This is a genomic window from Bacillus sp. PK3_68 (assembly GCF_003600835.1).
GTDB lineage: Bacteria > Bacillota > Bacilli > Bacillales > Domibacillaceae > Pseudobacillus.
The window spans coordinates 4,330,001-4,343,714 of sequence record NZ_NQYC01000001.1; the positions used below are offsets into that span (position 1 = coordinate 4,330,001).

Annotated in this window: 9 protein-coding genes, 2 rRNA genes, 1 pseudogene and 1 riboswitch (1 of these 13 only partly in view); of the genes and pseudogenes, 9 read left to right on the top strand and 3 right to left on the bottom strand. The window is 40.4% G+C overall.

The features are described 5' to 3' along the window. The 8 genes and pseudogenes from CJ483_RS21650 to CJ483_RS21685 form a co-directional block, all read left to right on the top strand. A 23S ribosomal RNA gene (locus tag CJ483_RS21650) occupies positions 1-1,563 on the top strand (it extends 1,368 nt beyond the left edge of the window). 103 nt (positions 1,564-1,666) lie between these two features. Beyond that, positions 1,667-1,782: ribosomal RNA gene (rrf, locus tag CJ483_RS21655) — 5S ribosomal RNA — on the top strand. Between the two features lie 534 nt (positions 1,783-2,316). After that, entirely contained in the window at positions 2,317-3,045 is a 729-nt protein-coding gene (locus CJ483_RS21660) for an SDR family NAD(P)-dependent oxidoreductase (protein WP_120037521.1), read from the top strand. Positions 3,046-3,329: 284 nt separating this feature from the next. Beyond that, a complete protein-coding gene (locus CJ483_RS21665; RefSeq protein ID WP_120037523.1) occupies positions 3,330-3,758 on the top strand; it encodes a MarR family winged helix-turn-helix transcriptional regulator in 429 nt (142 codons plus the stop codon). Between the two features lie 216 nt (positions 3,759-3,974). After that, complete coding sequence (locus CJ483_RS21670; protein WP_120037525.1) at positions 3,975-5,591, top strand: MFS transporter; 1,617 nt, start codon at positions 3,975-3,977, stop codon at positions 5,589-5,591. 55 nt (positions 5,592-5,646) lie between these two features. Continuing rightward, positions 5,647-6,282, top strand: coding sequence for a biotin/lipoyl-containing protein (locus tag CJ483_RS21675; protein ID WP_120037527.1), 636 nt, complete (start codon positions 5,647-5,649; stop codon positions 6,280-6,282). 132 nt (positions 6,283-6,414) lie between these two features. Then, a pseudogene (locus CJ483_RS21680) lies at positions 6,415-6,953 on the top strand (NAD(P)H-dependent oxidoreductase). Further along, entirely contained in the window at positions 6,953-7,360 is a 408-nt protein-coding gene (locus CJ483_RS21685; RefSeq protein ID WP_120037529.1) for a hypothetical protein, read from the top strand. Before CJ483_RS21680 ends, CJ483_RS21685 begins: the two are co-directional and overlap by 1 nt. Positions 7,361-7,677: 317 nt before the next feature. On the opposite strand, the gene CJ483_RS21690 is transcribed toward CJ483_RS21685, so the two are convergent. Continuing rightward, positions 7,678-8,943, bottom strand: a complete 1,266-nt coding sequence (locus tag CJ483_RS21690) for an MFS transporter (RefSeq protein ID WP_120037531.1) — start codon at positions 8,941-8,943, stop codon at positions 7,678-7,680. Positions 8,944-9,736: 793 nt separating this feature from the next. Beyond that, entirely contained in the window at positions 9,737-10,630 is an 894-nt protein-coding gene (gene dapA / locus CJ483_RS21695; protein ID WP_120037533.1) for a 4-hydroxy-tetrahydrodipicolinate synthase, read from the bottom strand. A 127-nt stretch (positions 10,631-10,757) separates the two neighbouring features. Then, positions 10,758-10,937: riboswitch (Lysine riboswitch) on the bottom strand. A 756-nt stretch (positions 10,938-11,693) separates the two neighbouring features. Here dapA and CJ483_RS21700 point away from each other — a divergent pair. Beyond that, positions 11,694-12,800: an MBL fold metallo-hydrolase gene (locus tag CJ483_RS21700; protein WP_120038216.1), complete on the top strand. Its 1,107-nt coding sequence runs from the start codon at positions 11,694-11,696 to the stop codon at positions 12,798-12,800. A gap of 144 nt (positions 12,801-12,944) precedes the next feature. Here the strand turns inward: CJ483_RS21700 and CJ483_RS21705 are convergent, their stop codons facing one another. Next, positions 12,945-13,490, bottom strand: a complete 546-nt coding sequence (locus CJ483_RS21705) for a GNAT family N-acetyltransferase (protein ID WP_120037535.1) — start codon at positions 13,488-13,490, stop codon at positions 12,945-12,947. Positions 13,491-13,714: the final 224 nt, after the last annotated feature.

A 13,714-nucleotide genomic window follows, 5' to 3' on the forward strand; every position in this document is an offset into this window, starting at 1 on the left:
TCGTCCTCTCAGGGTTAGTCGGGACCTAAGCCGAGGCCGATAGGCGTAGGCGATGGACAACAGGTTGATATTCCTGTACCACCTCTTCACCATTTGAGCAATGGGGGGACGCAGGAGGATAGGGCAAGCGCACAGTTGGTTGTGCGTCCAAGCAGTTAGGCCGGTGATGAGGCAAATCCCATCACCACGAAGGCGGAGCTGTGACGGCGAGGGAAGTTTAGTACCGAAGTTCCTGATTCCACACTGCCAAGAAAAGCCTCTAGCGAGGTGAAAGGTGCCCGTACCGCAAACCGACACAGGTAGGCGAGGAGAGAATCCTAAGGTGAGCGAGTGAACTCTCGTTAAGGAACTCGGCAAAATGACCCCGTAACTTCGGGAGAAGGGGTGCTCTTTGGGGTGCATAGCCCTGAGGAGCCGCAGTGAATAGGCCCAGGCGACTGTTTAGCAAAAACACAGGTCTCTGCGAAGCCGTAAGGCGAAGTATAGGGGCTGACGCCTGCCCGGTGCTGGAAGGTTAAGAGGAGGGGTTAGCTCACGCGAAGCTCTGAATTGAAGCCCCAGTAAACGGCGGCCGTAACTATAACGGTCCTAAGGTAGCGAAATTCCTTGTCGGGTAAGTTCCGACCCGCACGAAAGGCGTAACGATCTGGGCACTGTCTCAACGAGAGACTCGGTGAAATTATAGTACCTGTGAAGATGCAGGTTACCCGCGACAGGACGGAAAGACCCCGTGGAGCTTTACTGTAGCCTGATATTGAATTTCGGCACAGCTTGTACAGGATAGGTAGGAGCCTTTGAAACCGGAGCGCCAGCTTCGGTGGAGGCGTCGGTGGGATACTACCCTGGCTGTGTTGAACTTCTAACCCGCACCCGTGATCCGGGTGGGAGACAGTGTCAGGCGGGCAGTTTGACTGGGGCGGTCGCCTCCTAAAGAGTAACGGAGGCGCCCAAAGGTTCCCTCAGAATGGTTGGAAATCATTCGCAGAGTGTAAAGGCACAAGGGAGCTTGACTGCGAGACCTACAAGTCGAGCAGGGACGAAAGTCGGGCTTAGTGATCCGGTGGTTCCGCATGGAAGGGCCATCGCTCAACGGATAAAAGCTACCCCGGGGATAACAGGCTTATCTCCCCCAAGAGTCCACATCGACGGGGAGGTTTGGCACCTCGATGTCGGCTCATCGCATCCTGGGGCTGTAGTCGGTCCCAAGGGTTGGGCTGTTCGCCCATTAAAGCGGTACGCGAGCTGGGTTCAGAACGTCGTGAGACAGTTCGGTCCCTATCCGTCGCGGGCGCAGGAAATTTGAGAGGAGCTGTCCTTAGTACGAGAGGACCGGGATGGACGCACCGCTGGTGTACCAGTTGTCTTGCCAAAGGCATCGCTGGGTAGCTATGTGCGGACGGGATAAGTGCTGAAAGCATCTAAGCATGAAGCCCCCCTCAAGATGAGATTTCCCATAGCGCAAGCTAGTAAGATCCCTGAAAGATGATCAGGTAGATAGGTTCGAGGTGGAAGCGTGGCGACACGTGGAGCTGACGAATACTAATCGATCGAGGACTTATCCTAAATGATACGCCTAACGGCGTCACACATGAAATGGCACGGAGTTGCCGGTTACTTGAACATATTATCCAGTTTTGAAAGAACAAACTCTTTCAATTTTATACAGTCTGGTGGCGATAGCGAAGAGGTCACACCCGTTCCCATCCCGAACACGGAAGTTAAGCTCTTCAGCGCCGATGGTAGTCGGGGGATTCCCCCTGTGAGAGTAGGACGCTGCCAGGCAATCCAAAAGAACAGCAGACGCTGTTCTTTTTTAGTTTATAGCTTTTATCATTTCAGTCGTCCTCTTCTTATTAATAGCTTCCTTCTCCCGATCTATTGAGTATAAGCAAATTTATTATAAGAAAATGAAATCTTCGAACCTTCCAACTTTAATTATCTATCCTATATTAAAAAGCGGATATAAAACGTTTATTTACACCGTCTCATGTGTGATTGTTTCTCTGGTCCTTTAGGATATTTTATTGTACATATGGCGTTTTAATTATTTCAATAATAAAGTATAATCCCTTTCAGGTAGAACTTATGAACATGAACTGGAAGTTTTTCTCTGGTTCTGCTGCCATGACTGGAGTGGGTCAAAGAATCCGATAGTTAAGCTCTCGTTGATACCGTTTTATAAGAGGGGAAATTATAAATGAGGAGTGAGATAGGAGGCTAACTACAGACGAAAATGGCCTTTTCAAAGCGATGGCACGAAAAACGAAGAGAACTGAGCGTTTTCTAAAAAGTGGATAAGAAGGAGACTCGAATAGGATGGGAAAATTAATAAACAAAAAAGTATGCGTCATCACGGGCGGAACAGGCGGAATTGGATATCATCTTTCGTTAGGATTTCATGAAGCAGGATATCAAGTGATTGCGTTAGACAGGGAACAGCGTAATCCTTTGGCTGGAGGTATAGCTTTTATTAAAACAGATGTCAGTATAGCAGAAGAGGTTCAGCATGCATTTAAACAAATTACTGTCCAATATGGCACGGTACACGTGCTGATTAATAATGCAGCTATCTCCGTATTCTCTAAACCTATCTCTGATATTTCTATTGAGGAATTTGATGCAGTGCTCAATGTTAATTTACGAGGCAGCTTTATTTGTGCAAAGGAATTTATTCATGCGAACAGCGGCCAAGATTATGGACGAATCATTAATATTGCCTCCACAAGATGGAATCAAAATGAAGCCAATTGGGAAGCGTATGGCTCATCAAAAGGAGGACTCGTTTCCTTAACAAATACATTGGCGGTATCTCTTAGCAACAGACCAATCACTGTGAATGCTATAAGCCCCGGCTGGATACAAACAGAAGGGTATGAAAAATTAACATACACAGATCATGCTCAGCACCCATCTGGCCGTGTTGGCATTCCGAGAGATATTGTTAATGCCTGCTTGTTTTTAGCTGATGAGCAGAATGATTTTATCAATGGGCATAATTTAGTGATCGATGGCGGCATGACGAAGAAAATGGTGTATGAAGAATAGTTGAATTGGTTGAATAAGCAGGAAAGCTATAGGGAAAGAGAAAGTAGATTGTATAAGATATTCATAAAACTCAATGTGTAAAATTCAAAAATCTTAACAGCTGAACAATGGATGTATTCCTATTGACAAGAAGCGGTATATATTATCTAAAAAACATGCATTTTATCAATTTTTTCCCATTGAGAAACACTTTTTGAATTTTGAAACGAACGATTATGATATACTTACACAATAAATCTTTACTTAAAATTTAAATGCTGTGTAGTGTAAGAGGAGGAATAGATTTGAATCAGGATTCACTCCAATCGATTGAATATGAAATCGCCCTGCTGGTTCGGCTTACAACCGCTCAGAGTCCGAAGTTGGGGAGCTTGGATCGATCCGAATATCTTTTGTTAAGTGAATTAGATGAAAATGGACCTTTAGGTATTAACGTACTTGCTGAAAAATTGTTGCTAAATATTTCTACGGCCAGTAGGCAGGTAAGCACTTTGGAAGCGAAGAATTACATCGTTCGTTATCCTGATCCGCAGAATGGACGAATTAGCCTGCTAGAGATTACTCAAGAAGGACAAAAGATACTACATAAAGTTCAAAAAGCTCGGTTTGCCGCATATGCAGAAGTGCTTCATGACTGGACAAAGGAAGAATTAGAAGAGTTAGATGCAAATCTTACGCGTTTGAATCGCGATTTCAAAAAGTGGAGAAAATAATTGAAGAAAAATGAACAAATGGCTAAAAAAAGATAGCGGACAAATTGTCGGCTGTCTTTTTTATTGTTTTTTTTGCTCTTATGTTGTATGATACAACTTGTCTTATACAACATAAAGGTGAAGCCTTGAAAATTTGCTTCTTTTAAATGAACTGTCTTATTTGGGTATGTTGTTATTCGATAAATAAGCTAAACGCTTGATGAAAGGAGGAAGAAGATGAGTCAACAGATAAATACATCTTCATCAGAGACGGAGAAGGTCCCTATTCCTCAATATTTAATTATCTCGATCCTAACTATATTTGGAATAGGATCTCAATATTTTTCAAATCTGTCTTATATTTTGAATCAAAATATTATCCAAAATGGGCTTCATCTGGATTCTAATAGTCTCCTTTTCCCATCGACTTTGTCCAATTTGGCATTCGCATTGACGGTACCGTTTGGACCGGTATTGACGAGGCGCATCGGTCTGAAAAGAAATTACTTGGCCTTTGTTTTTATCTTTCTATGTGGTTCTATCGTCAGTGTCATTTCGTCGGGATTAATTATTTTGATTATTGGAAGAGTCATACAGGGGTTGAGTGCCGGGATGATCTTTCTCACTATTCTGCCGGCCAGTCTAAAGTCATTTCCGAACAAGATTAGGAACACTTTTTTGTTTATGGTTATTACTGGTCTGTTTGGCGCGAGTGCTATTGGCGCTTTGTTCGGTTCTATTTCTTTACAAACGGATACCTGGCGCTGGTTGTTTGTATTAAATGTGATTTCGTCTTTATTATGCTTAATCATTGGTTTCTTTGGATTACCAAAAGATGAAAAGGAAAAACACGAACACAAACCAGTCGACAAAACGGGGATATTTTTATTAACTCTTATGATGATTGTCCTTGCCGTTCCGTTGTGTAATTTATATCAAAAGGGGTTCTCTTCCCAGTATGTATGGCCATTTTTTGTGATTGCCTTTATCCTACTCGTTCTGTTTGTTTATGTTGATCTTAAAGCAGAGGTGCCGTTGATCCCTTTTGCTACATTAAGAGCACCCAAACCCATTTCGGGAACCATTATGGCAGTCACTGCTCATATTTCCTTAATCGTTGCACTTGCCGGTATAAACGGATTTTTAAGAAATAATATGAATCTACCATTTCTATATTTGTCTCATTTTTATTTTTGGTTCTTTGTCGGAATCGTGGTGACAGCCATTCTAAAAACGTTTCTTTATGACAAATTAGGTGCTGGAGTTCTGGGGTTCATTGGCTCTTTAGCCGTCATATATGTCAGCATTCAGTGGAGAATGGCTGGAGCGGATGCTTCTTTGTTCTCGCTTTATTTCCAGGCAGCTTGTTTAAGCAGTGGGATAAGTATGACGCTTGTGTCGGGAGCTCTAGGAACCGCGCTTGCTGGTGATCTTCATCAGGCATCCATGCGGTCTGTTACGTTACATTCCATTCGAAACTTTTTAGGCGCAGTTATTTCACCGGTGATCGGCTGGTTTTTAACGACGCAAAATGCCAATCATTATGAAAGAATAAGGGAGCATTTAGACGCAAACAATCCAGAGTTTAAATGGGAAATGACGAAGTTAATAAAACATTTTGTTGAGGACGGTCTCTCTTTATCAAAGGCTAAGGATTTGGCTTCATATGAAATTGTAGCCAACGCAAAAAAAGCAGCCGTCTTGGGAGCTTATCATAATTTGTTTACTTTATTGCTCATTTTAGCTGTAGTCATGATGCTCGCTTCTATTGGGAAAATTGCTACAGGGAAAGGTAGATCACTTGTTCAAAAGCCGAAAAGGATGCCTTTGCCTGCCCCTCAAGAGAAAAAGTAGAAGGCTGTTTGACATGATGAAAGAAACATAACGAAATTGAACAGGAGAGAGAAACGTGTATAAAAGACGTCTAATCTTAATCAACATTATAGGGATCGTAATCGTTGTCGGGTTAATTGCTGGTGGAGCATTTTTCTACTATGAAAACAATAATTTTGTGCGAACAGATGATGCTGTCGTATCGGCTGATATTATGCAAGTGGTTGCACCAGCTTCAGGTGTATTGAAGGATTGGAATATGAAAGCGGGTAAACATGTTGCCAAAACAGAAGCTATAGGCAAGGTATCAGATGGGAAAGAAACTCTTCCTGTTCACGCAATGGATTCAGGAACAGTGATTAAAAATGAAGCTAAAGCAAATGAAATGGTTCAGGCGGGTCAGGTTTTAGCAGAGACGGCAGACATGAATAATCTGTATATTACTGCGAACATTAAAGAAACAGATATAAAAAATATCGAAGTTGGAAACAGCGTAGATATTACTGTTGATGGGGATGCAGACACTACTTTTAATGGCACCATTCAAGAGATTGGTTATGCTACAAATTCTGTGTTCTCAGCACTTCCTTCTGAAAACTCGAGTGGCAATTACACAAAAGTAACTCAAAAAGTCCCGGTAAAAATCTCTATTCAAAGTCCTTCTTCTAAGGTATTGCCTGGCATGAACGCAGAAATTAAAATTTCCATTTAATCATGGATATGTTCTATTTATAAATACTCTTTTCTATTTGCTTTCTAATTATGAGGTTCACTTTTTAGTTAAGTTTGATGAAACGACCTTTTCTGCAATAAGGATAAATACAATATGAGGTGAAAATATACGATGAAAATCTATGTAGTTTATGATAGCGAAGGAGAACATACAAAAGTCCTTGCGGAGTCCATCGCAGAAGGGGCAAAAAAGGTTGGGGGCGCAGAAGTATACCTTGACCATGTAGAGCAGGCGGATATATACAAACTTGCTGACATGGATGCAATTATATGGGGCTGTCCAGGGCATTTTGGAACAATTAGTTCCGGGTTGAAGAATTGGATTGATCGACTTGGTTATTTGTGGGCTGAAGGAAAGCTTATTAATAAGGTGGGGGCTGTTTTCTGCACGACTGCAACAACTCACGGCGGATTAGAAGCTACCATGCTTAATTTGATCACACCAATGCTTCACCAGGGAATGATCATTGTAGGGTTACCAGGAAACATCCCTGAGAATTCCCTTTACGGATCTTATTATGGGTTGGAATCACATGTTCTGTTGATGAAACACAGCTTATTCCTCAAGAAGGGTTAGCGCTCGGAAAAGCCTTAGGGGAGCGGGTTGCCATGGTAACAAAAACGTTTACGAAAGAAAGAGATGATCAATAATGGCAGTCATCATCTTTTTTATTGTCCTCGCTATTATTGGAGTAGTGGCCTTAACCATCATTAACACAAAGGCTGTATCATCGGAAAAAACTGAAGAAGAAATTCAGCAAGGCACTGAAATGGAAGGGCAGAGTAATAATGAAGTGAAGGCTTTGGAAATGGCTGAGCCCATTAAGCCTGAAGAGAAAAAAGTGGAAAGTGCCAATAATATAACATTAGAAGTTGTCGATCGTCAAACCTCCTCTACCATGAATGATCAAGCTTATCGAAAGGCCCTTCAATCATTTAAAGAGACAACTAAAGGTGATAATATAGACCACCAACCGGAGAAAAAGATAAAAGACGATGAATACCGAAGAGCCTTGCAGGCAATATCTGAAAAAAATCAACTAAATAAAAAAGATTAGAATCAAAGAAATAGAGCTTGCTCTCTGCATATTCATGAGAGCAGGCTCTATTTTTTAGGTTAATGTAATGTCTTTTCTGTTTAGCAATGATGCTCGTAAAAGAGGAAGCCCCGTGTTTAAATGCCTGTTTCTATTTTGGGCGCATTTTCTATTAAATGCCCATTTACAGAGCATGAATTGACGGTAGGTTGAATGGTTCAATGGTTTTTATGATTCAGAGCTGTTTCCACTTTTTTCTTACATCTTTCATTGCTGTAGCATGACCCATTTGACATCCTCCTTATGAATTTTAGGAAGGACAGGATCTATTGAACGCATTACATGGCTTCTTGCGGTTGAATTTCCTCTACAGGACCAAACTCCGGCTTTGTTTTACTTGCAATAAAGAATAAAACAAACTGAACAATAGCAAGTCCAATTAATACATTTAGAAGCAAGCTATAAGAATGGCTAATATTGAAGATTGCTCCTGATATTACTGGAGTGGTCGCAGCACCGAGTGAGATAAAGATGGAAACCACACCGTATTTGGCTCCGTATTCTTTTTCTCCGTAAAGAGCGCCTGTAAGATAGGCCGGTGTAACCGTAACAGCCGTTGAACCGATTCCAGAAAAAATTGTGTAAAGAACGGCCGGAGCAACGACATTTGCTTTCATTAAAAATAGAAAACTGACCAAGCTGGATGCCGAAATCAAGAATACTGTAGTAATTAGCCCAAGCTTATCAAATAGCCGCCCTACTAATAGCTTTCCGATAATAACCATAGCTGAACCTAATGATAGAAGCAATGCAGCTGTTTTGGCCGTTGTGCCGATACTAGCCAAATATGGCGCGAGGTTGATCAACATGGCATTCACAACAATGCCGCCAATTAAGATTGCTGCACACAGAGCCCAAAATGACACGGATTTAAATGTTTCTCCCTGAGTAGCACCTGCTAATACTTTATTTTGCACAACATCTGACGATGGTGCTTCACCTAACGGCGCCAAGCCTTTATCAGCAGGATGCAATCTAATAACAAAGACTGCTAATGGAATTAAGATCACAGCAATTAAAATTCCAATCACAAGATAAGCTGTTCTCCAGTCATAAGCTGAAATAAGCCAGTTGACAACAGGGCTCATGATAACACCGCCGAAACCACTTCCCGCAAGAGCAATCCCTAAACATAAACCACGTTTTTCATTAAACCAATTTGTAATCAGAACAGATCCTGGTATCATGGCACCGCCCGACAAGCCAGCACCCATAAGGATAGCAAATAAATAGAAATGAATCAGTTTTGTTGAGAAGGAAAATCCGATAAAGGCAAGAGCTGAAATTGAAATAAATAATGTTAAATAAAGTTTTACGTCCATCTTTTTCATTAGTTTTCCGGCAAATGGTCCTGTAGCCATCGCAGCCAAGGACATAATGGTGAAATACAACATAAATTGAGAAGAACTAAATCCGAGTTCCTTTGTAACAGGCAGGGTAAACAAAGAAACCAAGTTTGCAATTGGAGCATAAATAAATGTCATAATTAAGAAGGCTGCTGCAACAATCCACCATCCGTAAAAAATTCCGCCTTTTTTATTCATATGAAAATATCCATCCTTTTCTATCTTTTTTCACAACCGTATACATTCACATCTAAATTATAGAAGCTAAGTAATAACCGCTTAGTGCTCCCCGTTATAAACCAATCAAGCGACTTTTCGATACTCCTCTCTTTACTGACTCAAGTGAGGATGATTTTAATCATCCGCTTGTAACCGCTTCCCTTGGTTTTATTCTAATATGCAATTTGTGTGCCAATCTTATAAAAATTTGCTGTTCCGCTTATTTTTTTAAAAGTTGCTGCGAAACGTTGTAAATAAGGAATTTTCTCAATATTATTTTATTGTTCAAACGAACTGACTAAAATGGGGAAGCTCCTTCAATCCTGAGTTATATAAAAATAATATAAATAGTAAAAAAAATTTCATCCGCTTGTAAAATTTTTTTTACATAGAGAGGCGCGTGTTGGAAATGATTTCATGTGATTTTATTTTTAGCAGGAGGGAAATAAGCTTCCAACAGCTAAAATCCTTTACGGTAGATGACAGTCTTATCCGTGTATTTGGTTGTCGGGAGAATGAATGGCTATTCCTTTATTAATTGCATAATCAACAAAGGACAGTTGAATGAAATCAAAGTAGCTAATGGATTCTTTGGTAGAAAAGAGGATAATGGTTAAAGTTTCACAATGAGTATAAGATAAGAAGCGACTGCAGCGGGGATCTGTTGAAGAGTAGGTGGTGGGGTTTATTCGCAGCGGTGTGAAATACGAGAAAAGAGCTGACCTTGGTGCAAAAATGCACGAAGGCCAGCTCTTTTTCAATAGAATGTACATTAAGAAATCGCTTTTTCTTTTACACTCAGTGATTGCAGTGCTTGTTGTAAGTCCGCTTTTTCTTCCTCATTTAGAGGAACCATTGGTAAGCGAACACCGCCTACAGGGATCCCGTTTAAATTTAATGCGGCTTTTACAGGTGATGGACTTGGTGCAGCAAATAACGCTTTCACGATGGGGAGAAGGTGGCGATGGGCTAGAGCCGCCTCTCTAAGTTTTCCATTCCTGAAGTTTTCAATCATCCTTTGCATTTCATTTCCGATAACATGAGAAGCAACTGAGATCACTCCTGTACCGCCAATCGATAATACTGGTAAGGTTAACCCATCGTCTCCACTGTACAATGAAAAATCGTCAGGTGTTTGGCTTATGATTTCTGTCATGGCATCTAAATTGCCGCTTGCATCTTTAATGGAGACAATGTTGGGGATCTGTGCCAGGCGAACAACTGTCTCAACAGACATATTGACCACGCTTCGCCCTGGTATATTATAAAGCATGACCGGTAATGACGTGGACTCAGCAATCGCTTTAAAGTGTTGATATAAACCCTCTTGCGACGGCTTGTTGTAGTAAGGGACAACGAGCATAATGCCATCGACTCCTGCTTCCTCTGCAAGCTTCGTCAAATGAATAGAGGCTCTCGTGTTATTGGAGCCGGTACCAGCAATAACAGGAACTCTTCCATTTACAACTTCGACGACAAACTTAAATAACTCAACTTTCTCTTCCGTCGTTAACGTAGGGGATTCTCCGGTTGTGCCCGCTACCACTAAGCCGTCCGTGCCATTGTTAATTAAATAATTAATTAAGTTTTCTGTAGCATGAAAATCAATCTCACCATTTTGTTCAAATGGGGTTACCATAGCAGTTAAAATTTGTCCGAAATTCATTGCTTCTCCACATCCTTTATTATTTTTATACAATAGAGGGAGAAGGGCGGTTGGTAGTTAACGCAAAAAAGCAGCAACGAGGCTTCGCTGCTGCAGTAGAAACAATTAGGTGAAAAATTATTTCTGTGCGTAAGATAGCCCTCCATATAGTTTCCTATATGACAATTCTGTATTTATTCAATAACAGAACCAGCTTCAAGAAAAATGAGATTCTTTCGGCTTCGGCAAATTCCCCTTTTCGCAATCGTCATTGGACCTCATTATCCTCATATTGCGTACTCATGGTCTTTGCGCCTCTATCCTTACTTCAAAAAAGTATTGAAATAAGTAAATATGTAATTATATTATACAATATCAGCTTTTCTATTTGATTGCAAGGATAAGTGAGAGCTGTCTTCAAGTGTTTTAATGTAATAGAGTGGTAGGGGAAAATTATCATAGCCAGTAATGGGTTTGACTTTATTTAAATGTAAAATCAATTAAGATTCCAATCCATTTATAAAGTTGAATACGTTCATATCAAAGGTATACAAAAGCTAAAGGAAATTGCCCGTGCAGAGGGTCTAATCCTTAGAAGAATTAAAAAATAAGTGAAAGGGATTCTTGGGTGTAGTGACGAAATTACTCTCTATTTTATTTTTTAAGAAATTCTTCGATTTGGTTCAATAAGTATTCTTCCTTCTACAGTCTGCGACAAGTTGAAAATGTCGCCCACAGCCCTTTTATCAAAAATTCTTTGCCCAATACTTAATAAAAGTTTTTTAAGGCTTCTTTGGAGGTGGTGATTGAATATCCTCTTTTTTATTTTAAATTCATAGGTGTATCCTAATGAAGCGTTGTGTAATTCTCCCACATCAAGCTTAGCGCAGGAGAGACAATTTAAATAAAATAAAAGAAAACAGGATGGCTGAAGAAGAACCTGTCCAATTCACCCTTTACTTCGTTTTTTATGATAGTTGGCAGTAGACGGTATTTGCCGGGATGATTACTAAAAATAATGTCTTTTGAAAGAACAGGAACCCATGTAAAACTTCAATCGAAATGTGAGGGGGTATAAAGAGTGATGATTTATTTATTGATAGTAGCGGTTGTATTATTTACTCTCATCTTTTTGTTTATGAAACTAAATCCGGTATTTGGCGGAAATCCAAGCAAGGTGCAAAGGGAAGCATATAGTCAGTTGGATAATTACGTGGATGGCAAGTTTATTAACCAAATCCCAGCAAAGCTGAGTATGAGTGCATCTGATTATTTATCCATGATGAGGGAGAATATGTCAGGTAAGGCCGAACGTCATCCTGCTGGTCTAATTCCTGTCTCAATGATTAATTGGAATAAAATCAATAGTGAAGAAGACAGCCTAACATGGTTTGGACATTCTGCTTTTTTGCTGAATATCGATAACAAGAAAGTACTCGTAGATCCGATGTTAGGTCCCATCGCTTCACCTGTTCCTTTTGCAGGAAGCAAACGGTATAGCCAAAATACACTGGATATTATTGATGAGCTGCCGCCTATTGATGCGATGTTTATTACACACGATCATTACGATCACTTAGACTATCCGTCCATCTTAAAGTTAAAGAGCAAGGTTGAACATTTTTTCGTTCCTCTCGGCGTCGATGCCCACTTGATTCGGTGGGGAGTGGAAAAAGAGAAAATTACAGTGCTAAATTGGTGGGATGAGATCCAATTCCGCGGTTTAACCATTGTGTTGACTCCATCCAAACACTTTTCCGGAAGGGGAATTGCTAATCGAGATACGACTCTATGGGGGGGCTGGATCATTCTCGGAAAGCAGACACGCTTCTTTACGAGTGGAGATGGAGGATATGATGCCCATTTTAAAGAAATAGGAGAAAAATACGGACCTTTTGATATGGCATTAATTGAAGGCGGTCAATATGATAGGCGCTGGCCTTGGGCTCATATGACACCAGAAGAATCTATCCAGGCTAGCATAGACATAAAGAGCAAGCGAATGATGTTAATTCACTGGGGAGCTTTTACCCTTGCTTATCATGGCTGGACGGAACCGATAGAACGAGCCTTAACAGCAGCTGAAAAGGCCCAAATTAGTATAGTTGCTCCCAAAATTGGTGAAACCATCCCTCTAGATGGCGAACTCTCTATTTCTCATTTATCCTGGTGGAATAATATATCGGGATAGATTTTAGTACGGCTTTTTGAAGAAGGGAGTGGTGTACACGTTAAGAGCCTGCACTTGAAGAGTGCAGGCTTTTTTCACTAATTGAGTCAAATGAGGGGTGGCAAGGTCTATTTTTAACTTATGAAAGTAAAATAGTTTTCATATTTACATCACTTCTGGCTGAGGGAATTTATTCTGTTCCTCCCATTCACTACGTAGAAGCGCCATCTCAATATTATCCCAATATTCATCTTTAAACCTACATACCTGACGTTGAATTCCTTCTTTTTTAAAACCAAAATTTTCATAGCAGGCGATAGCCGCTTTATTAAAATTAAACACGCCGAGACTCACCCGGTTTAATAGTAATTCATTAAAGGCTAAGTGAAGAATCTTTTGAAAAAGCTGATTGGCAATTCCTTTGCCCCGGTGTTCTTTATAAACAAGTACGTAGCTGATTCTTCCTATCTGGTGTACCTGGTTAATTTCTCTTAATGCAATGTGACCAACAACTTCATTGCTTATCGAATCTACGGCTTTATAAATATAGCTGCCTTTTTGGCCTTCCATCTCAACGTATTCGCTAAGCTGCTCTTTTGTTAATGGATACTGATAGGTTCGTCCTGACCATTGCATCATTAGTCGTTCGGAATCAATCTCTCGGATAAGCCCCTCAAAATCTTTTTCTGTGAACGTTTTTAAATGGATCACTGTGTGGCTCCTTTTCTATTTTTTATTTACAGTGGTATGAGTATCCTAATTAAGCCACTCGAAAACCACATTTGTCCCTTTACTTTTAAAATTTTTCTTTGCACTTTCTTTTCACTGTTTTTATTGAAACTTACTTTTTGTTTGAGTAACAAATTTTTCAATGAATCTCATTAATACGGGATAAACACAAGTCCTCAGCGATGGCTATGTCAGAGTGTTGGATA

Excerpts from the sequence above, each read along its gene's own strand:
- CJ483_RS21670 (WP_120037525.1), top strand. The coding sequence starts at position 3,975 with ATGAGTCAACAGATAAATACATCTTCATCAGAGACGGAGAAGGTCCCT.
- CJ483_RS21690 (WP_120037531.1), bottom strand. The coding sequence starts at position 8,943 with ATGAATAAAAAAGGCGGAATTTTTTACGGATGGTGGATTGTTGCAGCA.
- CJ483_RS21660 (WP_120037521.1), top strand. The coding sequence starts at position 2,317 with ATGGGAAAATTAATAAACAAAAAAGTATGCGTCATCACGGGCGGAACA.
- CJ483_RS21685 (WP_120037529.1), top strand. The coding sequence starts at position 6,953 with ATGGCAGTCATCATCTTTTTTATTGTCCTCGCTATTATTGGAGTAGTG.
- dapA (WP_120037533.1), bottom strand. The coding sequence starts at position 10,630 with ATGAATTTCGGACAAATTTTAACTGCTATGGTAACCCCATTTGAACAA.
- CJ483_RS21700 (WP_120038216.1), top strand. The coding sequence starts at position 11,694 with ATGATTTATTTATTGATAGTAGCGGTTGTATTATTTACTCTCATCTTT.